This is a genomic window from Mesorhizobium sp. WSM3879 (assembly GCF_002294915.1).
Taxonomy (GTDB): Bacteria; Pseudomonadota; Alphaproteobacteria; order Rhizobiales; family Rhizobiaceae; genus Mesorhizobium.
Genome location: NZ_NSFZ01000015.1, coordinates 1 through 23,156 on the forward strand (window position 1 = coordinate 1; position 23,156 = coordinate 23,156).

Annotated in this window: 24 protein-coding genes, 1 tRNA gene and 1 pseudogene; 14 read left to right on the plus strand and 12 right to left on the minus strand. The window is 62.0% G+C overall.

The genetic code is table 11. From position 1 onward, the window contains the following. Nucleotides 1-140: 140 nt before the first annotated feature. On the plus strand, nt 141-395 hold the full coding sequence (locus CK218_RS25630; RefSeq protein WP_095829313.1) for a hypothetical protein: 255 nt from the start codon (nt 141-143) through the stop codon (nt 393-395). An 8-nt stretch (nt 396-403) separates the two neighbouring features. Here the strand turns inward: CK218_RS25630 and CK218_RS30380 are convergent, their stop codons facing one another. Then, nucleotides 404-604 (minus strand): hypothetical protein, encoded by a 201-nt coding sequence (locus CK218_RS30380; RefSeq protein ID WP_143749703.1) that lies wholly within the window; start codon nt 602-604, stop codon nt 404-406. Between the two features lie 64 nt (nt 605-668). Then, entirely contained in the window at nt 669-911 is a 243-nt protein-coding gene (locus tag CK218_RS25635) for a helix-turn-helix transcriptional regulator (RefSeq protein ID WP_095829314.1), read from the minus strand. A gap of 90 nt (nt 912-1,001) precedes the next feature. Between CK218_RS25635 and CK218_RS25640 the strand changes: the two genes are divergently transcribed. Beyond that, nucleotides 1,002-1,667, plus strand: coding sequence for a hypothetical protein (locus CK218_RS25640; RefSeq protein ID WP_095829315.1), 666 nt, complete (start codon nt 1,002-1,004; stop codon nt 1,665-1,667). A 36-nt stretch (nt 1,668-1,703) separates the two neighbouring features. Then, nucleotides 1,704-2,024, plus strand: coding sequence for a hypothetical protein (locus tag CK218_RS25645; RefSeq protein ID WP_095829316.1), 321 nt, complete (start codon nt 1,704-1,706; stop codon nt 2,022-2,024). 345 nt (nt 2,025-2,369) lie between these two features. Here the strand turns inward: CK218_RS25645 and CK218_RS25650 are convergent, their stop codons facing one another. Next, a complete protein-coding gene (locus tag CK218_RS25650) occupies nt 2,370-2,648 on the minus strand; it encodes a hypothetical protein (protein ID WP_095829317.1) in 279 nt (92 codons plus the stop codon). 828 nt (nt 2,649-3,476) lie between these two features. Here CK218_RS25650 and CK218_RS25655 point away from each other — a divergent pair. Continuing rightward, nucleotides 3,477-4,136, plus strand: a complete 660-nt coding sequence (locus tag CK218_RS25655) for a hypothetical protein (RefSeq protein ID WP_143749704.1) — start codon at nt 3,477-3,479, stop codon at nt 4,134-4,136. Here CK218_RS25655 and CK218_RS25660 read toward each other — a convergent pair. Next, the gene (locus CK218_RS25660) at nt 4,109-4,576 is read right to left on the minus strand and encodes an SAM-dependent methyltransferase (protein ID WP_245435194.1); all 468 of its coding nucleotides are present in this window, start codon (nt 4,574-4,576) and stop codon (nt 4,109-4,111) included. The two genes, CK218_RS25655 and CK218_RS25660, sit on opposite strands and share 28 nt — an antisense overlap. Before the next feature lie 993 nt (nt 4,577-5,569). Between CK218_RS25660 and CK218_RS25670 the strand changes: the two genes are divergently transcribed. Continuing rightward, entirely contained in the window at nt 5,570-6,112 is a 543-nt protein-coding gene (locus CK218_RS25670) for a hypothetical protein (protein WP_095829320.1), read from the plus strand. On the opposite strand, the gene CK218_RS25675 is transcribed toward CK218_RS25670, so the two are convergent. From CK218_RS25675 to phaC, 5 genes are all read right to left on the minus strand, one after another. Continuing rightward, complete coding sequence (locus CK218_RS25675) at nt 6,085-6,630, minus strand: hypothetical protein (protein WP_143749705.1); 546 nt, start codon at nt 6,628-6,630, stop codon at nt 6,085-6,087. The two genes, CK218_RS25670 and CK218_RS25675, sit on opposite strands and share 28 nt — an antisense overlap. 107 nt (nt 6,631-6,737) lie before the next feature. Beyond that, nucleotides 6,738-7,238 carry a hypothetical protein gene (locus tag CK218_RS25680; protein WP_095829322.1) on the minus strand — a complete coding sequence of 167 codons (501 nt, stop codon included), beginning with the start codon at nt 7,236-7,238 and terminating at the stop codon, nt 6,738-6,740. An 81-nt stretch (nt 7,239-7,319) separates the two neighbouring features. Further along, nucleotides 7,320-7,394, minus strand: a tRNA-Glu gene (locus CK218_RS25685). 138 nt (nt 7,395-7,532) lie between these two features. Further along, nucleotides 7,533-8,765, minus strand: coding sequence for a YcbK family protein (locus tag CK218_RS25690; RefSeq protein WP_245435195.1), 1,233 nt, complete (start codon nt 8,763-8,765; stop codon nt 7,533-7,535). A gap of 270 nt (nt 8,766-9,035) precedes the next feature. Next, nucleotides 9,036-10,877 carry a class I poly(R)-hydroxyalkanoic acid synthase gene (gene phaC, locus CK218_RS25695; protein ID WP_095829324.1) on the minus strand — a complete coding sequence of 614 codons (1,842 nt, stop codon included), beginning with the start codon at nt 10,875-10,877 and terminating at the stop codon, nt 9,036-9,038. A gap of 97 nt (nt 10,878-10,974) precedes the next feature. Between phaC and CK218_RS25700 the strand changes: the two genes are divergently transcribed. The 5 genes from CK218_RS25700 to recJ all read left to right on the plus strand — a co-directional run bounded on the left by CK218_RS25700 (nt 10,975) and on the right by recJ (nt 17,070). After that, complete coding sequence (locus CK218_RS25700) at nt 10,975-11,385, plus strand: hypothetical protein (RefSeq protein WP_164748201.1); 411 nt, start codon at nt 10,975-10,977, stop codon at nt 11,383-11,385. 49 nt (nt 11,386-11,434) lie between these two features. Beyond that, the gene (locus tag CK218_RS25705) at nt 11,435-12,652 is read left to right on the plus strand and encodes an LL-diaminopimelate aminotransferase (protein ID WP_095779221.1); all 1,218 of its coding nucleotides are present in this window, start codon (nt 11,435-11,437) and stop codon (nt 12,650-12,652) included. A gap of 47 nt (nt 12,653-12,699) precedes the next feature. Then, nucleotides 12,700-14,013 carry a homoserine dehydrogenase gene (locus tag CK218_RS25710; RefSeq protein ID WP_095779222.1) on the plus strand — a complete coding sequence of 438 codons (1,314 nt, stop codon included), beginning with the start codon at nt 12,700-12,702 and terminating at the stop codon, nt 14,011-14,013. Nucleotides 14,014-14,161: 148 nt separating this feature from the next. Next, nucleotides 14,162-15,145 carry a class II fructose-bisphosphatase gene (glpX, locus tag CK218_RS25715; protein WP_082980638.1) on the plus strand — a complete coding sequence of 328 codons (984 nt, stop codon included), beginning with the start codon at nt 14,162-14,164 and terminating at the stop codon, nt 15,143-15,145. A gap of 140 nt (nt 15,146-15,285) precedes the next feature. Beyond that, on the plus strand, nt 15,286-17,070 hold the full coding sequence (gene recJ, locus CK218_RS25720; protein ID WP_095829325.1) for a single-stranded-DNA-specific exonuclease RecJ: 1,785 nt from the start codon (nt 15,286-15,288) through the stop codon (nt 17,068-17,070). Between the two features lie 13 nt (nt 17,071-17,083). Here the strand turns inward: recJ and CK218_RS25725 are convergent, their stop codons facing one another. The 3 genes from CK218_RS25725 to folE form a co-directional block, all read right to left on the minus strand. Beyond that, the gene (locus CK218_RS25725; protein ID WP_067000906.1) at nt 17,084-18,055 is read right to left on the minus strand and encodes a patatin family protein; all 972 of its coding nucleotides are present in this window, start codon (nt 18,053-18,055) and stop codon (nt 17,084-17,086) included. An 84-nt stretch (nt 18,056-18,139) separates the two neighbouring features. After that, on the minus strand, nt 18,140-18,598 hold the full coding sequence (gene hisI, locus CK218_RS25730) for a phosphoribosyl-AMP cyclohydrolase (RefSeq protein ID WP_067000908.1): 459 nt from the start codon (nt 18,596-18,598) through the stop codon (nt 18,140-18,142). A gap of 93 nt (nt 18,599-18,691) precedes the next feature. Next, the gene (gene folE / locus CK218_RS25735; RefSeq protein ID WP_067000141.1) at nt 18,692-19,318 is read right to left on the minus strand and encodes a GTP cyclohydrolase I FolE; all 627 of its coding nucleotides are present in this window, start codon (nt 19,316-19,318) and stop codon (nt 18,692-18,694) included. Nucleotides 19,319-19,554: 236 nt separating this feature from the next. Here folE and CK218_RS25740 point away from each other — a divergent pair, with 236 nt between their 5' ends. From CK218_RS25740 to thrS, 4 genes and pseudogenes are all read left to right on the plus strand, one after another. Next, the gene (locus tag CK218_RS25740) at nt 19,555-20,001 is read left to right on the plus strand and encodes an iron-sulfur cluster assembly scaffold protein (RefSeq protein WP_095780708.1); all 447 of its coding nucleotides are present in this window, start codon (nt 19,555-19,557) and stop codon (nt 19,999-20,001) included. 180 nt (nt 20,002-20,181) lie between these two features. Then, the gene (gene yidD / locus CK218_RS25745; protein WP_095780707.1) at nt 20,182-20,556 is read left to right on the plus strand and encodes a membrane protein insertion efficiency factor YidD; all 375 of its coding nucleotides are present in this window, start codon (nt 20,182-20,184) and stop codon (nt 20,554-20,556) included. Nucleotides 20,557-20,698: 142 nt separating this feature from the next. Next, nucleotides 20,699-20,890, plus strand: a pseudogene (locus tag CK218_RS25750) (class D beta-lactamase); the annotation flags it as partial. Nucleotides 20,891-21,116: 226 nt separating this feature from the next. Continuing rightward, entirely contained in the window at nt 21,117-23,090 is a 1,974-nt protein-coding gene (thrS, locus tag CK218_RS25755) for a threonine--tRNA ligase (protein ID WP_095829327.1), read from the plus strand. The last annotated feature ends 66 nt before the right edge of the window (nt 23,091-23,156 follow it).

The following is a 23,156-nucleotide window of genomic DNA, read 5'->3' on the forward strand; positions in this document are numbered from 1 at the left end:
AACGCCGCGTAGCAAGCCATGTTCCCGGTCGCTAATATTCCCGGTGGCACGAGGAGATTGCCGCGAAGCGGCAACAGGAGGCGCTCGCCCCTCACGAGCGGACTCTTGGTCTTCTGACCTCGGAAACCTATTTCGTCCGGATGAGCGACGGCTGGACCTTTCGGGAACTTATCGAGGCGGGCATGTCGGTCACTGGCGGCTGCCTGGATTGCCATCGTCATCAGAAGCTCGATCTGCCGGCGGTACGCGATCGCTTCGGCGCTGATGCGCCGGCGATGGAGTGGGATTTGCGGCCGAGGATGAAATGCGCGGTCTGCGGCGGCAAGCGTATCACGCTGACATATTCGCCGGACACCAGCCCGAAGGATCTCAACCGTAAGACATCTGGTCCGTGAGCTGGCCCTTAGTTCGCAGATCCCCGTGCCCGGTCTCGAAGCTCTTGCCACGTTATAGACTGGCCATCTTCGGAAATAGTGACGCGCTCGTCGCTTTTCATCAGCGCATCAACGGCGATCCACGCATCGCGCGCCGATTCTTTTTCGACCATTTGTGGCTGAACACCGGCAATCCGATTCAAAGGCTCATAGGTGATTTTGAAGGACACGCGCTTTCTCCTCAGTTCCGACCGCGCCCGGCGGGGCGGGATCACTCAAACCGAAAGGCTGCCTTCATTGCTTCCTCAGCCTCACGCCAGCGCCGCCGCCATTCTCGGGGATGAACTCCACACCGACAGATTCCAATGCCGACCGCACAGCGCCAAGGTTGTTCGCCATCCCGGCGGCTTCACCTTGGCTGGCTTCCATGCGCTTGAGGGTGGGGACGGAAATATTCGCCTTCGCAGCCAAGTCGGCCTGGGTGACGCCGACGAGAGCGCGGGCAGCAGCAATTTGTCGGCCAGTCAGCTTGTCCATTGGTATTACAATTATCCAAAAGTATTGACTATCGGCTTGCGCTGAGCCATTAGTATCACGTTGATACGCTAATCTCAACGGGAGATCACAATGCCGAACACCATTGTTCCGGCAGCCGGCGAAGCTATGCCCGCTGCCGAACTCATCACCGGGCGGTTTACCCGGCGTGCCATGCTCGTCGGCGCAGTAGCCTCTATTCCGGCCATAGCGGGCGCTGTAGCGGCGCCAGCCGTGCATCCCGATGCCTTACTCTTCCGGCTCGACGCGGAAATGGCAGAAGCCAACGCGTGGAAGGAAGCGGCCTGCAAGCTTGAAAAGGAGACTTACGACAGGTGCGCCGAACTGCATCCGCCTCATCCTGGGGAATGGAAGGACGATTCGGAAATGCCAGACGACGTACTGGCCTATATCATCGCCCATCCCTTTAACCGGCCGAAGGACGATCCTCCGGAAGTCCGCGCATACTTCGACGCGATCAAGGAGAGCAAGGCGGCCCATAACGCTTTGCGGGATGCCTGGCTCGAAGAGGTTCAGGCCATAAACCGCCGGGGCGGCTTCTGCGATGCAGAACGGGCCTACGAAGCGCGCCTCGACGAGGTATGGGAGATCGGCAAGCGAATCTTCGACACACCGGCCAACACCCTTGACGGCATGATGATCAAGCTGCGCGCGGGCGATCGGTTGGAAGACCATGACGATGCGTTCGCCTCGGTAGCAGACGACATCAGGCGGATGGTGGAAGGCGGTGCAGCATGAACGCCCTCATCACAAGCCTGCAGCCCTTCGGGAGACTTGGAGCCCGATCTCGGCTTTGTCGGGCACGGCACAGGCTGGCGCAAGGGCGAGGACGCTCTGGACTGGGGCGAGCATGACGATGAACGGGAGCCGAACGGCGACGAGACTGACGGACCCTTTGACGGTGACGGCTCAGGTCGCGTCATAGCCGAGAAGATGCTCGGAGAGAAGGCCAAGCGCTTACCCTCAGGCGACATCGGCACCGTTTCTGCTTTGGAAAAGCCGAAGGTCAACCCAGTGCTGCCGTTGCCGGTCCCGCTGCTCGATCCCGACGCAATGGACCTCCGGGCGCATTATTGGGCGGCGAAGGGGTTCTGAACGAGAACGGCGACCAGTGAACATGGCGCAGCCACTGATCGCCGTTCCCAGATGTCAAAAACCGAAGAGGAGATTGACACGGACCCTAAATGCGCTGTCAGACGTATTGTTCCTCGCAATCCTTGGGTGATGGCGTTCAACCGGCTTCAGGGATACGATGACGCCCACACACCTGAACTCTCCAAGTTGGGGTTCATTTTGGCCCGGCTGCTTCGGTGGCCGGGCTCTTTAAGCAATCGCGGATGTGTGATGTGCGTTCAACCGGTTTCCGGGTTAGAGTGCGCGTCGCACTCACTTTCTCTAACTGGTCCGGTGGCTTCGGCTTCCGGACCTTTTCTTTGCCATCTATGCGGCGGGGCCGTTTTCGGCTGTCGGGACGTAAATGGCATCGCCCGAGGGAATCTTTGCCCCGAACTGGAGTGTGAACAAGAGGCGGTTCTCACCGTCCGTCACGTGCATGATCCAGGGCGTCTGATGGTTCCAGAAGGACTGCTTTGCCTCATTGATCATTTCCCCCGCAGCGCGCACTGCCTCGACCTGAGCGGCGGCCAAGTCAAGGAGCTCGACGCCGTTCGCGTCGGGAACGAACTCACCGTTGTCGACATGAAAGTGATAAATGGGCATGCGCCTTTGGTGGGCTCGTAGAAAACACTCCCGATAAACGCGCTTGGACTGAATTTGTTTCGAGACGTAGCGGCCTATCCATCGCCGAAGCAAAGGCCAAAGGCGCGACGAGATCGAAGTGCTGGCCCGCATCCTCGCCGAGAAGATGGAAGCCATCCACGGCGAGCCCTATCGCGTCATGATCGACCACGCCGTCGGATACTTGATGTTCATGAAAACAGGCTGACAGGGCAACCCCACGTTTGTGGCGCTCAACCGGATCTCAGGATACAGTTGAAATACGTCACACCTGAGCTTTCTTTGGGGCTCTCTTGGCCCGGCGGCCTTCTTAGGCTTCCGGGCCTTTTTAGTGTCCGCTAATTCAAGAACGTGCCAGGAACGTGCTGCTACGCTTTTTGCAACTAAATGCTACGGTATGGGCGAGGACGGTTAGGGACAAAGCAGCCGCCGGAGCTGCTGAAAGCCTTGACAGGCAAGGATTTGCCGTGACGAAGCGGGAAGGGCAGGGACGCCAGTGAGCAAATTTCAAGACCGGTGCTTTAAACCGCTCGGGCCGGAGAACAAGTGCGCAGGCCTGCGGCGGGTTGGGCCGATCGAAACAAGAGGACAAGTAGATGGTCAAGGTCCAGCGAGAAGATAGCGCGGAATGCACCAAGCCCGCGCGGAAGAAGATACGGTTTACTTAAGTGCACCGGCAGAAAGGAGGTCTAAACCGCTAATCCGTTCGTCACATCGACCTAGCCATTCTTAAGCAATCACTCACCATCTTCGTCCACATGGATTTAAATGGTTCCTGCGACAATAGTTGCGGCAGAGGCGGGGATTGTCATGGGTTTTATGGACCGCGTTGCTCCTGTGGTCGACGAGACGATAGCAACGCTGGCGGGGACCAAGTTTGTTGAAGACCCAATCGCCGGGGTGAAATACTCTCGCGCGACAAGCATCATCAGCTCCGCCTATAAGCGCCACGGTAAGATCCTGGAGACCGCCATCCGAGAAGGCTTGCGCGAGAGCAACCGACACAGCGTTTGGCAGGATGACATTTTCCGGGTGTCTCGTGCGGCGGACGGGCTGGCAAGCTCTCTCAGCCTGGATGAGTGCGCCAAGAGCGTTCTTCCCTACGGGGACGCGGTTCGAACGCTCCAGATCGACCTGCTGGCGTTCGACAACGCCGACAGGACCATGCGAGCTTACGAGATTAAACGAGGCAACGGGCATTTTGACGCTGGCAAGATTCGGTCGATCCGCCGCGATCTCATGTGCATTCAGGTGCTTCTGAGAAGCTATGGGGAGTTCTGCAAGTTTCAGCCCATGGGCGCTGAATCTAGGATCATCTTCTATTACGGAATTCGATCGCTGCCTCGCCCTTGGTCGCTGGATAAGTCTGAGCTAGACCAGCACTTCGGTTTCCCTATCATCGAGCTTGTCGAGAAGGCGAATGACTACTTCAAGGACCGGCTTCACGCCTTGCTTGAAGCAAAGCCGTAGTCCGAGGCTTTTTCCAGTGCCCTGCGACAAGGTGGAACCCACATAAGCCGCGGCAGAGAGACACTCCTCCCCTTTTCCCAGACAAACCAGCCGTACCCGGTAGCCGTGCTCGCCTTGGCGTCAAGCCTTCCTTTCACCATCGGAACGCGCTCGGTAAACTGTGCGAACTTCACCGGCGGGTTCGCGGCAAAGATGTTTTCATATCGTCCCACGCTCTCTAGGAACACGGTTCGTGCAAGGATGGCCACGCCTTTACGGGCCACAATGAACGCTCTTTCTATGAAGTCCTCGGCCAGCCGAAATGGCGGGTTAGTGATCACCCAGTCGTGGGACTGCGCTTCGTAGGGAAAGCTAAGGAAGTCCCTAACTTTGCCGAATCCATAGGAATAGGCATCGGCCGCTTCGACCGATCGAAAAAATTCGGCGAGGGCCCTCGCCATATACCCGCGTCCGCACGCCGGCTCGAGGCACGTGAGTCCTCGAACTTCATCGCGTCCTATAACGTGTTCAACGAGTGCTCTAGTTGCCCATGGCGGGGTTGGAAAGTCGTCGGCACTGTCGGCTGCTTCTCGCCGCTGAGCCATAACCGCATGTGAAGTGTTCTGCATGCGAATCTCCGTTGCCCTATAGTGGCCCACGAACCTTTACCGAAGCTTGCTGGCTGATTGCTTGGATTTTCTTTTATTCCCACGTTGGCAAAAGACATTGCGCGAGCAGGCCCTTTAATGTCACGGGATCCGCCGGCGATCTCGCTTGGAGGGGGCCGTCGCCTTCGTTTTGCCCCTGAGGAATGCGAACAGTTTGGTAGCGCGTCCGACATGCTGCCGAACATGATCCGGGCTGCTCTTCACTTCCTCGAAGGGCGTCCGGCTGACCGAGGGAATGGCCCACCAGACCCCGGTTCGGACTGAAGTAGCGCGCCCGGTCTCTGCTGCGGTTAGAGTAATTAGAACAAGCCGGCGAAGGAAGCTGCCTTGCCTAACGTTTCGGCTCAAAGCCCTGTTCGGCCATGCATGCGCGGAAGGTGCTGCCTGATGCAACCGCGCCGGCGATCCATAGTCGACCTGCAGAAACTTGCGTCTCGGCCGCGCGACCATTGCAGATTGCCTTGGCTCGCTCGAAACGGGCGTCATAGCTGCCTGTAGCGATTGGCCTCCACTCGCTGGACGAGCTGCTGTTGCAGCCAGCTCTGAAAAGGTCTTGTTCGAAAGCCAGCTTTACACCGCATATGAGAAAGACCTGTCGAAGAACGTCGATCTTGCGCTAGCGTTTGCTAACCTGGAAGGCGTTCTCGCTCCTATGGTTGACCGAATCGTTCAGGGAGCAAGGCAGGGCCAGGACGTGGCTCCTCATGCTGGCGAGCGCCAGTTGCTGGCGCTGTATACCTACCTCCAGTGGAAGCGCGTGCCAGACAACTTCAAGCATATGCGAACGTGGGCTCGATACGGAAGGACGGCGAGAAAGCCCTCCGCAAGTTCGAGGCGGAGTTCGGGGCGCTTGATCACCAAGAGAGGGAGCATTTCCAGAAGCACGAGACTTGGCGCCGCATGCTCCAGAACGTCCGAAGGGATGTAATTGCGAGGGGCAATCCGGCCATTGTCGAGGCCATCAAAAACAAAAAGCTATGCATCGTCCGCACCTCCAACCCAGCACACGCATTCATCATTTCGAGCTACCTGGTGTACAAACTGCACCATCCTGGCAGAGCGAACCTCGACGATCCTGACCTCGAAATGTGGTTTCCTATCACCTCCGGGGTGTCGCTTGTCTGGGTAGGCCAAGGCGGTGATACCCTTTTCAAGCCGCTTTCTGATGGGGCTGCGATAAGAAGGCAGAACAAGTGCGCCGCGGCGAAAGCGAACATGATCGCCTCCCGCTCGCCCCAGCTTACTGTATCGCTTGCCAGTTGTGCCGGGAAGCAAATTGAGAGTAGAGGAGGACCACTTCCTCAGGGCGGTGGCTCACCTGCTGGATAGCGGAGCGGAAGGTTGCGGTTGCCAATGTTCAGGTATTGCCCGAGGAATTGCCCGCAGTCGAACGCGGCCTGAAGGCGCTCACGGTTGCCGTCATAGTTGACGACCTCAAAGCCAAACGTGCACTCGGACGTCTTCAGCTCCCCGACGCTCGAAAGATAGCTCTCCAGCGTCTGCCATCGCGCGCGATCGGCGAAGTGCACGCGCAATGTCTGTGATCCGCCGGCGGGAACGAAGGTATCGTCCTGTTCGAGATCGAGCCGTAGGTTTCCGCTAAAGGCAGACCGCAGCGTCCCTGAAAAGCGGAACTCCCCGCTTACTCTGCCGATCGAAGCCGCCCGGTTGCCGTCGTTTTCGGCCAGGAATCGCATGTAGTCCTTGGTCGACGCTATTGGGCGGACCGTCACATGCGATGATGCAAAGCCAAATAGGTCGCGGTGTGAGTAGGCGGCCGCTACTCCACCAAGGATGACTGCCAGTCCAGCCACGGCCGCCACGATGGCGCCGAAGTAGCGCTTCACGTGGTCGATGATGCCTTTCTCGGCTGCGAGCGGCTCGTCCAGCTTATACTGCGGGTTCGAGACAGTCCTTCTGGGGGCGCCTTTGCCTCCGAGGCCGCCTTGTCGCTTTATCCCCACATGAACCCCGTGAATGAGTCGGTGTCGACGATCCGCAATGTATGAGGCTCGCCAAGGTAGCTTTTGCCGAACCATCCTCGATAGTGAATTCGGATGGGGAACTCAGCACCAGCTTTCCAGAACCCTCGGTCTGCTGGTTTGGTGTGCCCGAACGAGCACGACACCTGAGATCCATTGTGCAAGACAGGTATCATGTCCTTCCTGTCGAAGCACGAAAGCCAGTCCTTCTTGTTGTCATCGTCCGCGCCTGATCCGAACGACGCATGCAGGGCCTTATGGTCGGCGACCTCTAGCCAAACGTCACGAGCTGGAATTGAACCTGAATTGAGGACGACAAGGTCGTAAGAGATACCCATGTTGCCGCCGGAGTGCGTTTTGACCATCGCCGACACGATCGGCCGAAACTGTCGTCTCCAAAAATGCAGCGACAGGCCTAAGGCGAGTAGAGTGGCGACGAGCGCGCCAACATTGACCCAGTCACTCAAGGCCATTTGTTCACCCTGGTTCGCCGGTGTTTATTCGACGCATATTCGACGCATCAGGCTAGAAACTTACTAAGTGCTTGAAATTTCTGGTACGCCCAAGGGGAATCGAACCCCTGTTACCGCCGTGAAAGGGCGGTGTCCTAACCGCTAGACGATGGGCGCGCTCAGACGAAGCGGCTTATAATTGCGTTGTTCGCAACCGGCAACCCATCTGCCGCCACATGCGACAACTTTTTTCGCGAGCCTGCAAAACGCATGTTCGGCAACCGGAAAACAGTTCGATTGAAGCAGGTAAGCCGCTTAGTTGTCGCCACCGCCACCGCCGCCGCGCCGGCGGCAGCGCCAGTTCCAGTCGCGCTCGGGGCCGACGTCGACATGGACGGATTCGGTGTGGCAGTAGGTTCCGACGCCGCCGCGGCCGGGCATCGAGCGCACATAGCTCGCCAGCTCCCACTTGGAGACGCCGGGAACCTGGATGTCGGCGGCGGCGCAATACATGTGCAGCGAGTTCTTGGCTCCGTTGGCGCGGCGGTTGCGGGCAGGGTCGCGATAGCCGGAGGTGACGATCATCTTGCGGCCGAAATGACCCTCGATCGTCTTCAGCACGCGCACCAGCGAAGGCTTCAGGCAGGCGACGTCGACGCTTTCGTTCTGTCTCAAGAGGCCGTTGGGCGCGAGCCTTGCCATGCCGGCGGCCGACGCCACCTGGTAGGAGCCGCCGCCTTCGTCCTCGTTGAGATCGACGTCGCTCTCGTCGTCGATGCCGGACTTGCGCTTGATCTCGAACAGCGCCGTCTGGCGCACGCCGGGCAAGGCATCGGCGCCGGTGATGTGGTTGCTGCTGTCGTCACCGAGGGAAGCCAGTTGCACCGGCTTGTCGCCTGGGGTCGCGGAGGCGAGGGTGACGATCGGCTTTGTCGGCGGCGGCGTGGTCTTGGCCTGGGCGGCGGGCTGGTCGCTGGAGCGCGTGTTGATCAGCGGAGCAGGCGCGGCCGAGGCCGGCGTGGTGCTGAACAGCGAAGCGAACAGCCCCTTCTTCGGCGCGGCGATCGGCTGCTGCTGGGGCTCGCCCGCTGTCACGTAGACGCCTTTGCTCATCGCCTGCACGGTCGCCTGCGCTTGCGATGCGACCGCGGCGGCATCGCCGGCAGCGACCTTGGTGGCGGCCGCTTTCGTCTCCTCTGCCGTCTGCGGCGGCGGTACCAGCGGTTGCGGCGTGTTGCCGGCGATCGAGCCGGCGTCAGCAGGAACCGCTACCGCGGGGAAGGCTGCTCCGGGCCGGGTTTCCGGCACATAGGCAACTTTTTCAGGCAACGGTTTGTCGTCTTCGCCCATCACGGTCGATGCCGCCTCTGGGGATGCCGGGGAGGTCGACGCCGCCTGCGAGGTCGAATCGGCCGACGCCGCGGACTGGGCGCTGGAAGCCGCGCTCATCTCTGTGGCGGTTGAATTGTAGGCCGGCGTGACGACCGACATCGTCGGGTCGCCGGTCGAGGTGCAGGAGGCCAGAAGCACGGATAAAAGCGCTGCCACGATGCTGCGGCTTTCCCTTCGTGCAAGGCGCCAACCCGCTGATTTCAAAATAAAATTCCCCCTCGGCATCCGGTCCGTACATCGTCGCCGCAGCACTCCAGTGCCTCTGGCGGCGACCTCCTGTTCCCGAACCGGAAACGGGATCTATATCGATCTGCAAAGCCTCGGATTTATTGTGTGTCTGCAGGCGAGCTGAGGCTACGAAAACGATTAACATCACCATTTCGCCCTGTTTGGGCGGCCCGTCAACTCACCAGACATTACAGCCGGTTACACACGCACCTTGACATAGGTGCCCGGCGCGTCCCCCAAGGTTTTCATACGCTTGCCCGGTTTGCGGGCGGGCACGTGGATGTTGTCCTGGCTTTCGATCCAGTGCTGCCAGTGCGTCCACCATGAGCCGGCATGCTCGTGCGCGCCGGCGAACCAGGTGCTGAAATCCCCCACCGGCTTGCCGCCGGTCCAGTACTGGTACTTGTGCGCCGCCGGCGGATTGACGACGCCGGCGATGTGGCCGGAGCCCGCCATGACATATTCGACGTCGCCACCGAAATAGCGCGAGCCGAGGAACACCGAAAGCGCCGGCGCGATGTGGTCTTCCTTCGTGGCGAGGTTGTAGACAGGGATCGTGATGTCGGCCAGCGAGACGGTGCGGCCGGCAAGCTCCATCGTGCCGCGGGAGAGATTGTTCTCGAGATAGCAATTGCGCAGATAGAAGGAATGGTTGGCCGCCGCCATGCGGGTCGAATCGGCATTCCAGTAGAGGAGGTCGAAGGGCAGGGGGTCCTTGCCGCGCATATAGTTGTTGATGACATAAGGCCAGATCAGGTCGCCCGAGCGCAGCATGTTGAAGGCGGTCGCCATCTTGGTGCCGTCGAGATAGCCCTTTTCGCTCATCGAGCGCTCGACCGCGGCAACCTGGTCCTCGTCGACGAAGACCTTGAGATCGCCGGCATAGGTGAAGTCGACCTGGGTGGTGAAGAAGGTCGCCGACCTGATGCGGTGGTCGCCTTCCTGTGCCAGCAGCGCGAGCGCCGCGGCCAATAGCGTGCCGCCGACGCAATAGCCGATGGCGTTGACCTCCTTCTCGCCGGTCGCCTTCTCGACCATGTCGAGGCCATATTGCAGGCCCTCGCGGATATAGGCCTCCCAGCCTTTGGCGCCGTGGCGCTCGTCCGGGTTGATCCAGGAGATGACGAAGACCGTGTGGCCCTGCTCGATCGCCCAGCGGATGAAGGACTTCTGCGGGTTGAGGTCGAGGATATAGTATTTATTGATCCACGGCGGGCAAATGAGCAGGGGACGCTTCAGCACCGTCTCCGTCGTCGGATCGTATTGGATGATCTCGGCGACATCGCTGCGGCCGATGACCTTGCCGGGTGTCGTGGCGATGTTCTTGCCGATCTCGAACGGCGCGTAGTCCGCCTGGCGCAGCTTCAGGTCGCCCCTGCCGGCGGCGATGTCCTCGGCCAGCATCTTCATGCCGCGCACCAAATTCTCGCCGTTGGAGGCGACGGTCTCGCGGAACAGCTCGGGATTGGTCAGAATGAAATTCGACGGCGCGATGGCGTTGGACACTTGCTTGACGTAGAAGCTCGCCTTGTGGCGGGTGTGCTCGTCCAGGCCCTCGGCATGATCGACGAGATCGGAGGCCCAGCGCGAGGTGACGAGATAGGCCTGTTTCAGGAAGTCGAAGAAGGCATTGCGGCCCCATTCCGGATCCTGGAAGCGCTTGTCGCCGCGCTCGGGCTTGACCGCGTCCTCGGGGGCTTCGGCGTTCGGGCTCGGGCTGACCTTCTGGATGGCGTTCGCCCAGACCGTCATGTAGCCGGCGAAAAGCCGCGTCTGGGCTTCAAGCGCGCGCTGCGGGTCGGCCAGCCAGTACTCCGAGAGCTTGGAGAAGGTCTTGACCATGTCGACCACGGGTTCGGCGACGTGGTCGCGCACCTCACCCTTTTCGCGCGGCTCGGCCCAGGCGGAGGCCGCCTTGCCGGCCTGCTCGATCATGCGCGCCATGTTCAACGCGAAGCGTTCGGGATCTTTCACCAGATATTGCTCGACGGTCGAAGGTCCGCCATTTTCCGCTTTGTCCGAATCGGGCGCTTTGGACATGGTTCGCGGGGTTCCTCCCGGAGCGTTTTCTTGACATATTACCATGGGACATCTGACCGGGTCCAACACGCTCTAACCCGGCTGCCAGGAAAACAATATGACGATTAATTTTGGCGGGACTTATTTTCTCGGCGCCGGTTCGATTTGCCGCATCGCCGCCGCAGCCGCGGTGCTGTGCACGCCGTTGCTCGCGGGCGGCTGCGAGACCAGCAGCAACGCCAGCAATGCAAGGCCGACCGCGGTGACCGAGGGGCCGAAGGACACCGGCTCCTATCCGAACCTCAACATTCCGCCGCCGGTAGCCGCCAAGCAGCTCACGAAGGAAGAGACTGCCGCCAAGCTTGCCCAGCTCAAGGCCGAGCAGCAGGCGCAGCTTGCCAAGGGCGGCGGCGCGAAGCCAGCCGCCAATACGGCAGCGCTGAACGCGCTCGCCAGGACGCATGGCGACGACGCGCTGAAGCAGATCGAAGGCAAATGCGATCCCGCCCTCGACCCTAACTGCAATTAGGTCTATATCGCGCGCCGAAAAGCGCCCCCTTTGCTCGTCTGGAACTCCAATGGAAGAATTTCACAAGGTCCGCCGGCTTCCGCCTTACGTGTTCGAGCAGGTCAATCGGCTGAAGGCCAGCGCCCGCTCGCGCGGTGCCGACATCATCGACCTTGGCATGGGCAATCCGGACCTGCCGACGCCGAAGGCCATCGTCGACAAATTATGCGAAGTGGTGCGCGATCCACGCACGCATCGCTATTCGTCCTCGCGCGGCATTCCGGGCCTGCGCCGCGCCCAGGCGAACTACTATGCCCGCCGCTTCGGCGTGAAGCTCAATCCAGACACGCAAGTGGTGGCGACGCTCGGCTCGAAGGAGGGCTTTGCCAACATGGCGCAGGCGATCACCGCGCCCGGCGACGTCATCCTGTGCCCCAATCCGACCTACCCGATCCACGCCTTCGGCTTCATCATGTCGGGCGGCGTCATCCGGTCGCTGCAGGTGGAACCGGATGACGGCTTCATCCCGGCGGTCGAGCGCGGCATCCGCCACTCGATTCCGAGGCCGCTGGCGCTGATCCTCAACTATCCGTCGAACCCGACAGCGCTTGTCGCCTCGCTCGATTTCTACAAGGACGTGGTCGCCTTCGCGAAGAAGAACGACATCATCATCCTGTCGGACCTTGCCTATTCCGAGATCTATTTCGACGGCAATCCGCCGCCTTCGGTGCTCCAGGTTCCAGGGGCGATGGATGTCTGCGTCGAGTTCACCTCGATGTCGAAGACTTTTTCCATGCCCGGCTGGCGTATGGGCTTCGCGGTCGGCAACGAGCGGCTGATCGCGGCGCTGACGCGCGTCAAATCCTATCTCGACTACGGCGCCTTCACGCCGATCCAGGTCGCGGCGGCGCATGCGCTCAACGGCGACGGCGCCGACATCGCCGAGGTGCGCGAGATCTATCACAAGCGGCGCGATGTGATGGTCGATTCCTTCGGCCGTGCCGGCTGGACCATTCCGGCGCCGGCGGCCTCGATGTTCGCCTGGGCGCCGATTCCGGAACAGTTCCGCCAGCTCGGCTCGCTCGAATTCTCCAAGCTGCTCATCGAGCACGCCGACGTCGCGGTGGCGCCGGGCATCGGCTTCGGTGAGCATGGCGACGATTTTGTTCGTGTGGCGCTGGTCGAGAACGAGCACCGGATCCGCCAGGCGGCGCGCAACATCAAGCGCTTCCTGGCCTCGACCGCCAAGCAGCCCAACAATGTTGTGCCGCTCACCGCGCGCCGCTGAATTTACCGCACATCACACCGACCAATCTTTGAGGGGCGTCGCCGGACATGGCTGAAGCGTTGCGTGTTGGAATTGCCGGCCTTGGCACGGTGGGCGCCTCGGTGGCGCGCGTGCTCAACGACAAGGCCGCCGAGCTCACCCGCCAATGCGGTCGCGACATTGTCGTCGCAGCGGTTTCGGCGCGCGATCCGAAGCGGGACCGCGGTGTCGATCTGGGCGGCACCAAATGGTTCGACGATGCCGCGAAGATGGCCGAGAAGGCCGACATTGATGTCTTCGTCGAGCTGATCGGCGGCGACGAAGGGCCAGCGCGTGCATCGGTCAAGGCGGCGCTCGAGGCCGGCCGCCATGTCGTGACGGCCAACAAGGCGCTGTTGGCCAAGCACGGCGTGCAACTCGCCGAGGTCGCCGAGAAGAAGGGCGTGCTGCTCAACTACGAGGCTGCGGTGGCCGGCGGCATCCCGGTCATCAAGACGATGCGCGAGGCGATGGCCGGCAACCAGGTCACCCGCGTCTTCGGTATCCTCAACGGCACCTGCAACTACATTCTGACCCGCATGGAGGCCGAAGGCATCTCTTTCGATGCCTGCCTCAAGGACGCGCAGCGCCTCGGCTATGCCGAAGCGGACCCGACCTTCGACATCGAAGGCCATGACACGGCGCACAAGCTGTCGATCCTGACCAGCCTTGCGTTCGGCACGAAGATCGCCGCCAACGACATTTACATGGAGGGCATCTCCAACATCACCCAGGCCGACATTCGCGCCGCAGCCGAGCTCGGCTACCGCATCAAGCTGCTCGGCGTCGCGCAGCGCACCGACAGCGGCATCGAGCAGCGCGTGCATCCGACCATGGTGCCGACGGCCTCGGTCATCGCGCAGGTGCATGGCGTCACCAATGCCGTGGCGATCGAGACCGACATCCTGGGCGAGCTTTTGCTCTCCGGCCCCGGCGCCGGCGGCAATGCCACCGCCTCGGCGGTGGTCGGCGACATTGCCGATATCGCCAAGAGCCGGCCGGGCTTCCAGCACGGGCCGGTCTTCGGCTGGCCGGCGAAGGAATTGAAGCCCTACAGGAAAGCGCAGATGCGCAGCCATGCCGGCGGCTATTTCATCCGGCTGACCGTGCACGACCGCATCGGCGTCTTCGCGGCGATCGCCAAGCGCATGGCCGACAACGATATTTCACTGGAATCGATCGTCCAGCAGGCCGCCGGGCCGGCTACCGAAGCGCAGAAGACCGTCATCCTCGTCACCCACGAGACAACGGAAGCGGCGGTGCGCAAGGCGGTCGAAGGCGTCACCAAGGACGGCCATCTTACCGACAAGCCGCAGGTGATCCGTATCGAGCGGGCGGAATAGTTCGAGTCATATTTCACCTTTAATCGATTGATATTGCTGCCATTTCAAAAATTGACATGGCAAGTCTTGCCGTTGTCATGGAGCTTTGCCAGAAGAAGCGCGCTTCTGGCGGGAGGCAAAGCGCAGTTTCAACGAGGAATGCCCATCCATGAACATGGCCCAAAACATCGTAGCCGGCCTCGATCGTATCCTCACCATGGAAGTGGTGCGTGTGACCGAAAGGGCCGCGGTCGCCGCTGCCAGGCTGCGCGGTCGCGGCGATGAGAAGGCGGCCGACCAGGTCGCGGTCGATGCGATGCGCCAGGAACTCAACCGGTTGGCCATCAAGGGTACCGTGGTCATCGGCGAGGGCGAGCGCGACGAGGCGCCGATGCTCTATATCGGCGAAGAGGTCGGCACCGGCAAAGGCCCGGCCGTCGACATCGCGCTCGATCCGCTCGAAGGCACGACGATCTGCGCCAAGAACCTTCCCAACGCGCTTGCCGTCATCGCCATCGCGGAAAAGGGCAGCCTGCTGTTCGCGCCCGACGTCTACATGGACAAGATCGCCATCGGGCCGGGATACCCGGACAGCCTGATCGACATCGACGCGCCGCCGGCCGAGAACATCGCCAATCTCGCCAAGGCCAAGGGCGTGGCGGTGCCCGACATCACCGCCTGCATCCTCGACCGGCCGCGCCATGCCAAGCTGATCGACGCGGTGCGGGCCACGGGCGCCGCCATCCGGCTGATCGGCGACGGCGACGTCGCCGGCGTCATCCACACCACCGATCCGGAAGAGACCGGCATCGACATCTATCTCGGCACCGGCGGCGCGCCGGAAGGGGTGCTGGCCGCGGCGGCGCTTCGCTGCACGGGCGGACAGATGCAGGGCCGGCTGATCCTCGACACGCCGGAGAAGATTGCACGGGCCGAAAAGATGGGCATTTCGGATCCGAAGCGGGTCTATCGCGCGCAGGACATGGCGCGCGGCGACGTGCTGTTCGCGGCGACCGGCGTCACCGACGGCAATCTGCTCGGCGGAGTGAAGTTCGGGCGCACCTTCATCACCACTCACACCATCGTGCTGCGCTCGTCCTCGCGCACAGTGCGCGAGATCAAGGCGCGCCACCAGGATCTGGAAAAGTTCTGATTTCGTCCTTGTAGACACTTTCGCGCAATTACGGTCGGAGCGCCCTTCCACAGTTTTCCGGGGTGGTTCGCTTTCCCGGAATTGCTAGGGCTGTCGCATCTTGATATCTGCCGAAGGATGGTGTGCAGACGGCGCGTCTCATGATGGGCGAGAGACGCTTCTTCCTCGATGTCAGGCAGTCGGCGACCGGTGTTTCCTGGGAGCACCGGCTGACCGAGCGGCAGGACATGGCCGCTTTGGCCATCGCGCAGGGTCATGGCGTGCCGGACATCGTCGCAAGGGTGCTGGCTGGCCGCGGCGTGACGGTCGAGCAGACCGAGCGCTTCCTCGATCCGACCATTCGCGAGCTTTTGCCGAACCCGGCCTCGCTGACCGATATGGAGAGGGCGGCGGCGCGCATCGCGGATGCGGTCGTGGCCGGCGAGAAGGTGGCGATCTTCGGCGACTACGATGTCGACGGCGCTGCGTCGTCGGCGCTGCTGAAGCGCTTTCTGGCGCATTTTTCGGTGCCGTCCGAGATCTATATCCCCGACCGCATCTTCGAAGGCTACGGCCCGAATCCGGAAGCTATGCGCGAGCTGATCTCGCGCGGCGCGAAGCTGATCGTCACCGTCGACTGCGGCACCAACAGCGCCGTGTCGATCGAGGCGGCGAAAGATGCCGGCGCCGATGTCGTGGTGCTCGACCATCACCAAGTCGGCGGACCGCTGCCGGCGGCGGATGCGGTGGTCAATCCGAACCGGGAGGACGACCTTTCGGGGCAGGGGCATCTCTGCGCCGCCGGTGTGGTCTTCCTGTGCCTGGTGCAGACGGCGAAGGTGCTTCGCGAACGCTTGCCAAACGTCGCGCCGGTCGATCTGCTTTCGCTGCTCGACCTCGCCGCGCTGGCGACCGTTTGCGACGTGGTGCCGCTCACCGGCGTCAACCGCGCTTTCGTAGTCAAGGGGCTGCAGGTGGCGCGCCAGCAGAAGAATGAGGGGCTGGCGGCTCTTGCGCGGGTCTCGCGCATCGGCGAGCCGATCAACACCTTCCATCTTGCCTATCTGATCGGGCCGCGCATCAATGCCGGCGGGCGCATCGGCGATGCCGCGCTCGGCAGCAGGCTGCTTGCCACCGAGGATCCCGTTGAAGCCGCAAGCATTGCCGAGACGCTCGATCGGCTGAACCAGGAACGGCAGCAGATGGAACTGGAGATGCTGGCGCAGGCGCGCGCCGAGGCCGATGCGGAGCTTGCCGGCGGCACCGGCCCTGGCATCGTCGTGACCGCAAGCAACAGCTGGCACCCCGGCATCGTCGGGCTGCTGGCCTCGCGGCTCAAGGACCATGCGCGCCGTCCCGCTTTCGCCATCGCCTTCAATGCCAATGGGATCGGCACCGGCTCGGGGCGCTCGGTCTCCGGTTTCGATCTCGGCCGGCTGGTGCGCGAGGCGGCGCAGGCCGGCCTGATCGCCAAGGGCGGCGGCCACGGCATGGCGGCAGGCATCACCGTCGAACGTGCCAAGCTCGGCGCGCTTCGGGCTTTCTTCGAGGAGCGCGCGGCGGCGGATGTGTTCCGGCTGCAGAGCGAGGAAAGCCTGGCGATCGACGGCGCCTTAGCCGCGGAGGGCGCGACGCTGGCGCTGCTCGATGCGCTGGAGAAAGCCGGCCCGTTCGGCGCCGGACACATCGCGCCGGTGTTTGTGCTGCCGCGCCACAGACTCATCGATGCGCGGCCGATCGGCACCAACCACATCCGCGCCGACCTGCAGTCGCAAAGCGGCGGCAACCTCCAGGCGATCGCGTTCCGCGCCGTCGACACCGCGCTCGGCGAATTCCTGTTCAAGAACAGGGGCAAGACCGTGCATATAGCCGGTTCGCTGTCGGGCAATTACTGGAACGGCAACCGCTCAGTGCAATTCCGCATCACAGATGCCGCGATTGCTTGACTGACGCTTCGGATCAGGCGAGCACCGTCTGCAGCCGCCGCAATTCGCTGATCTGGGACATGGTCGCCTGATAGCCGATGCGGATCGCCTCGTCTGCGCGGTGGAACTCGGTCAGTCCGATATGGCTGAGCTTCGGCTGCAGCGACATGTCGGGCGGATCGCCGGCGAGCCTGGCGCGCGAGATCCGGTCCTGGATGATGTTGAAGGCCTCGACCATGACGCCGGTGATGCCGAGGCGGGTCTGGTGCGGCGGGTGCTGGGGATTGACCTGACCGGGACGCGGCGCGTCGTTCTCGATGACGAGTTCACCCGCGCTGTGCTTGATCACCGCGGCACGCCCGAACAGATCGTAGTGGAGGTTGACGGCCACGACCAGCGGCTGCTCGTAGGCGCGACAGACCGAGACCGGCACCGGATTGACCAGCGCGCCGTCGACCAGCACGCGCCCGTTGCAGTTCACGGGCTCGAAGACGCCGGGCAGCGCGTAGGACGCGCGCATGGCGGTGATGAGCGAACCTTTCGACAGCCAGATTTCGTGGCCGGTGCGGATTTCGGAAGCGACGGCGACGAAGGGCTTCGACAGTTCCTCAAAACGGATACCGTCGACATGTTCGCGCAGCCGCGCATCGAGCTTCATGCCGCCGAACAGGCCGCTGCCGCGCAGATTGAGATCGAGCAGTCCGAAGAGGCGCCGCTTGGTCAGGCTTCTGGCGAACTCTTCCAGTTCGTCCAATTTGCCGGCGAGATAGCAGCCGCCGACCAGCGCGCCGATCGAGGTGCCCGCTATCATCGAAACTTCGATGCCGGCTTCGTCCAGCGCGCGCAGCACGCCGATATGGGCCCAGCCACGAGCACAGCCGCCGCCGAGCGCTAGCGAGATGCCCATCTTCTTCGCCGATTTCGGATCGAGCACGCCGCCGGACGATGCAAGGCCGTTGGCCTCCTGAACGTCAGGTCTGCTGCGCAATGACGCCCATTCGAGCATCATGATCTCCCTTGTCCCGTGTCCCTTCTATCACAAGGATGTTTGAGAATAGTGAATATGAGTGGTTTGTGAATATCGAATGGTTCACGCCGGCTTCCGATACGTTTCTTGCGCATCGAACAGCGGCTTGCTGCCATCGTCGGCAAGCACCGCCTTGCCGTCGCTGAGCCCCACCGTCCGATAAAAGCAGGAACGCCTACCGGTGTGACAAGTTGCGTCCTGGCCCAATACTTTGACGCTCAACCAAATCGCGTCCTGGTCACAATCCGTGCGCATCTCGAGGACGCGCTGGACGTTGCCCGAGGTCTCGCCCTTTTTCCACAGCGCGTTGCGGGAACGCGACCAATAGTGGGCGATGCCGGTTTCGAGCGTCAGCGCCAGCGCCTCGGCATTCATATGCGCGACCATCAAAAGCATGCCGTCGCCGGCGTCGGTGACGACGACGGTCACGAGGCCGGCAGCATCGAAGCGCGGAGAAAGGACGGTGCCTTCCTCCAGCGCCTTCTTGTCTGCCGGGGCTTTGGGAAATTGCAGTGCCGACATTGCCGGTTCGTCTTTTTGTTGGACCATGATCTTATCTGAAAACCGGGTCCCGCTTTTCGGGACCATGGTCTGAAGGCCGGCAGCAGCCGGCGATCAGGCACGCACCATGGTGACGAAGCGCACCTGTTCCTCGGGCGTGTCCTTGAAGACGCCGGTGAAGGTAGAGGTGAGCGTGGTCGAGTCCTGCTTGCGGATGCCGCGCATGGCCATGCACATATGCTCGGCCTCGATCATGACGGCGACGCCGCGCGGGTTGAGCACGTCCTGGATCACGCCTGCGATCTGCGCCGTCATCGCTTCCTGCGTCTGCAGGCGATGGGCGAAGATGTCGACGACGCGCGCGATCTTGGACAGACCCACGACCTTGCCGTCCGGCAGGTAGCCGACATGCGCCTTGCCGATGATCGGCACCATGTGGTGCTCGCAATGGGAGTGGAACTTGATGTCCCTGACGATGACGAGATCGTCATAGCCGGCCACTTCCTCGAAAGTGCGGCCAAGCTCCTCGGCCGGGCACATGTCATAGCCGTTGAACATCTCGCGAAAAGCCTTGGTGACGCGCTTCGGCGTGTCGACAAGGCCCTCGCGATCAGGGTTGTCGCCGGTCCAGCGCAAAAGCGTGCGCACGGCGGCCTGGACCTCGGCCTCGCTTGGGCGATCGGTGACAGGCTTCTCCATATAGGAGGAAGGGGGCATGAGTTTCTTGATGACGGCATCCATAAAGGCGTCTCCCGTAGTCCCACTCAGAGGTGGGACGAGTTGAACGGACCACGACCTTTCGGGTGAAACTCGCCCGGTTTCCAGCCCGTAAGCGGCGTGAACAGATGAGCAATGACAATGGTTTGAGTTTGCCTTGTCGATGCCCGGCTGCCATCATTATATATGGTCGTGCACAGCGAAAGGAAGACGCAACAGCGGCAAAGCCTGTTCGCTTGGCGGCGACGGATTGGAAAAAAATGATCGACGACATCTACAATGCGAAAATCCTGAGCTTCGCCGGAAACATCGCCAAGATCGGCCGGCTCGACCACCCCGATGCGACCGCCAGAGCGCACTCCAAACTGTGCGGCTCGACCGTCACCGTCGACCTCAAAATGGATGGCGACGTGGTGACCGATTTCGCTCATGACGTGAAGGCCTGCGCGCTTGGTCAGGCATCCTCCTCGATCATGGCCCGGCATGTCATCGGCGCGAACGCCGGTGAGCTGCGCGCGGTGCGCGAGACCATGCTGAAGATGCTCAAGGAAAACGGCGCGCCGCCGGAGGGCCGGTTCGCCGATCTGAAATATCTGGAGCCGGTGCGCGACTACAAGGCACGTCACGCCTCGACCATGCTGACCTTCGACGCGGTGGTCGACGCGATCGGCCAGATCGAGAAGAAGCGCGCCGGCCAGGCTGCTTGAGGGCGATCTCCTGGGCTGCTTGCCTGTTATGGCGAACTCGCTTGGTATCCCGGCGCCATGTCGAGTGGACCGACCGGCGTCCCGTCCGGCCTTCCCGGCGATGACCGATAAAAGGTCGTTGCGTTCCCGGCTCGAAGCCCACATCTAACGCACAAGGAAGCTGGCTGCGGAGAAGTGCGGATGGGAGACCATTCAGGACATATCCATGGTGTCCGGCCGGTCCGGCATGGGCGAAACTGGCAGGGACCCTGGCGCAAGACGCCGGGCCGCGTCCTCGGCACGTCGCTCGTGCGCCTCTACCAGTTGACGCTTTCCGGCTTCGTCGGCAATAGCTGCCGGCATCTGCCGACCTGTTCCGAATACGCGCATGAGGCAATCGCCCGCCATGGATTGTGGACCGGGGGCTGGCTGGCGCTGTTCCGGGTCTCGCGTTGCGGGCCGTTCGGGACGCATGGCATCGACCGCGTGCCGGAGACGCTTGCGCCGCGCTATGTCTGGTTCATGCCGTGGCGCTATTGGCAAATCGGCAGGAAGCGCGATGACGCAGATGGCTGACTGCGGCAGCGTTTCGCAGCCCGTGTTTACGATCCGGTAGGGTTAACGTCAGCCTGCACAAACACTGCCAATTTGAGACAAAATCGAGACAAGACGCCTCGCTAAGCCGCTCCGCGTAATCCCTTTCCCGGAGTGAGCTTCGATGCGCCATATGGACCGCTATCCGTTCTTCATTGCCATTATTCTGTTCCTGCTGGCCTGGATGCTCGGCCTGCCGATGCGGGCGCAGTCGGCGCCGCTCAAGGACATCCACTGCATTTTGGTCGAGGATTCGGCGAGCGGCGTGACGCTTTGCCAGGAGGGCGTCTGCGACCAGCGCGCGAGCCCGGCTTCGATCTTGCCGAAGGGGCTGACGCGGGCGGCTTTCCTGAAGGATCTTCCGGGGCTCATCAAATAGAACGGCTTGCGGCTTTACGGCGGCGGAAACTCCTCATAAAAGACTGCCGCTCGCCAGCGTCCAAGTGATTGGCGCCTCCGGCCAACCCTGCATGCTCCAGCACATTCCTGCGACATGCATTCACCACCCGCGCTCGTTTGCGGGACTGGATAGGACAACTCTGATGCTGAATTCCGTCTTCCTGACATTTCCCGATGGTTCCGTCCGCGAGTACGACGCCGCGATGACCGGCGCCGCCCTTGCCGAATCGATCTCCAAATCGCTGGCGAAAAAGGCTGTTGCCTACAGCCTCGACGGCACTGTCCGCGATCTTTCCGATCCGCTAGGCGGGTCCGGCAAGGTCGAGATCGTCACCCGCGAGGATCCGCGCGCGCTGGAACTCATCCGCCACGACGCGGCGCACGTGCTGGCCGAGGCCGTGCAGGAACTTTGGCCGGGAACGCAGGTGACGATCGGGCCGGTGATCGAGAACGGGTTTTATTACGACTTCGCGCGCAACGAGCCGTTCACGCCGGACGATTTCCCGGTGATCGAGAAGAAGATGCGCGAGATCATCGCCCGCAACAGGCCCTTCACCAAGGAAGTGTGGTCGCGCGAGAAGGCGAAGAAGGTGTTTGCCGAGAAGGGCGAGCGCTACAAGGTCGAGCTGATCGACGCTATCCCCGAGGATCAGGATATCAAGATCTACGCGCAGGGCGACTGGTTCGACCTCTGCCGCGGTCCGCACATGGCTTCGACCGGGCAGATCGGCAACGCCTTCAAGCTGATGAAGGTGGCGGGCGCCTATTGGCGCGGCGATTCCAACAACCCGATGTTGACGCGCATCTACGGCACCGCCTTTGCCGACCAGGCGCAGCTCGAGGCATACCAGATGCTGCTGGAGGAAGCCGAGAAGCGCGATCATCGCAAGCTCGGCCGCGAGATGGATTTGTTCCATTTTCAGGAGGAGGGACCGGGCGTCGTCTTCTGGCACGCCAAGGGCTGGAAGATGTTCCAGAACCTGGTCAACTACATGCGCCGCCGCCTCGACGAGCACGGCTACCAGGAAGTCAACGCGCCGCAGGTGCTGGACAAGAGCCTGTGGGAGACCTCGGGGCACTGGGGCTGGTATCGCGACGCGATGTTCAAGGTGACGGTTGCCGGTGACGACACCGACGACGACCGCGTCTTCGCGCTGAAGCCGATGAACTGCCCCGGCCATGTGCAGATCTTCAAGCATGGGTTGAAGTCTTACCGTGAACTGCCCGTAAAGCTTGCGGAGTTCGGCAATGTGCACCGCTACGAACCGTCGGGCGCGCTGCATGGGCTGATGCGTGTGCGCGGCTTCACCCAGGACGATGCGCATATCTTCTGCACCGAGGAGCAGCTCGCCGCGGAATGCCTGCGCATCAACGATCTGATCTTGTCGACCTATGCCGATTTCGGCTTCGAGGAGGTCGCGGTGAAGCTGTCGACGCGGCCCGACAAGCGGGTCGGCACAGACGAGGCCTGGGACCATGCCGAGGCGATCATGAGCAATGTGCTGGAGACGATCCGCACGCGCTCCGGCAATCGCATCAAGACCTCGGTCAATCCGGGCGAGGGCGCCTTCTACGGGCCGAAGTTCGAATATGTGCTGAAGGACGCCATCGGTCGCGAATGGCAGTGCGGCACCACGCAGGTCGACTTCAACCTGCCGGAACGCTTCGGCGCCTTCTATATCGGCTCGGATTCGGAGAAGAAGCAGCCGGTGATGGTGCATCGCGCGGTGTGCGGCTCGATGGAACGCTTCCTGGGCATCCTGATCGAGAACTATTCCGGCCATTTCCCGCTGTGGTTCGCGCCGCTGCAGGTGGTGGTGGCGACGATCACCTCAGACGCGGATGAGTATGCAATGAAGGTGGTCGAGCGGCTGAAGGCTGCGGGGCTGCTCGCCGAAACCGATCTGCGCAACGAGAAGATCAACTACAAGGTGCGCGAGCACAGCCTGGCCAAGGTTCCGGTCATTCTCGTTTGCGGCAAGCGGGAGGCGGAAGAGGAAACCGTCAATGTCCGCCGTCTCGGCTCCCGCGACCAGGAATCGCTGAAGCTCGGCGACGCCGTGAAATTGCTGGCAGACGAGGCCGTCTCTCCGGACCGCAAGCGCCGCGCGGCCTAAAATCGTTAATCTCCAATCGCTTCTCGAATGGCGGTGGCACATAGTCCACCGCCATCTTCACACGCC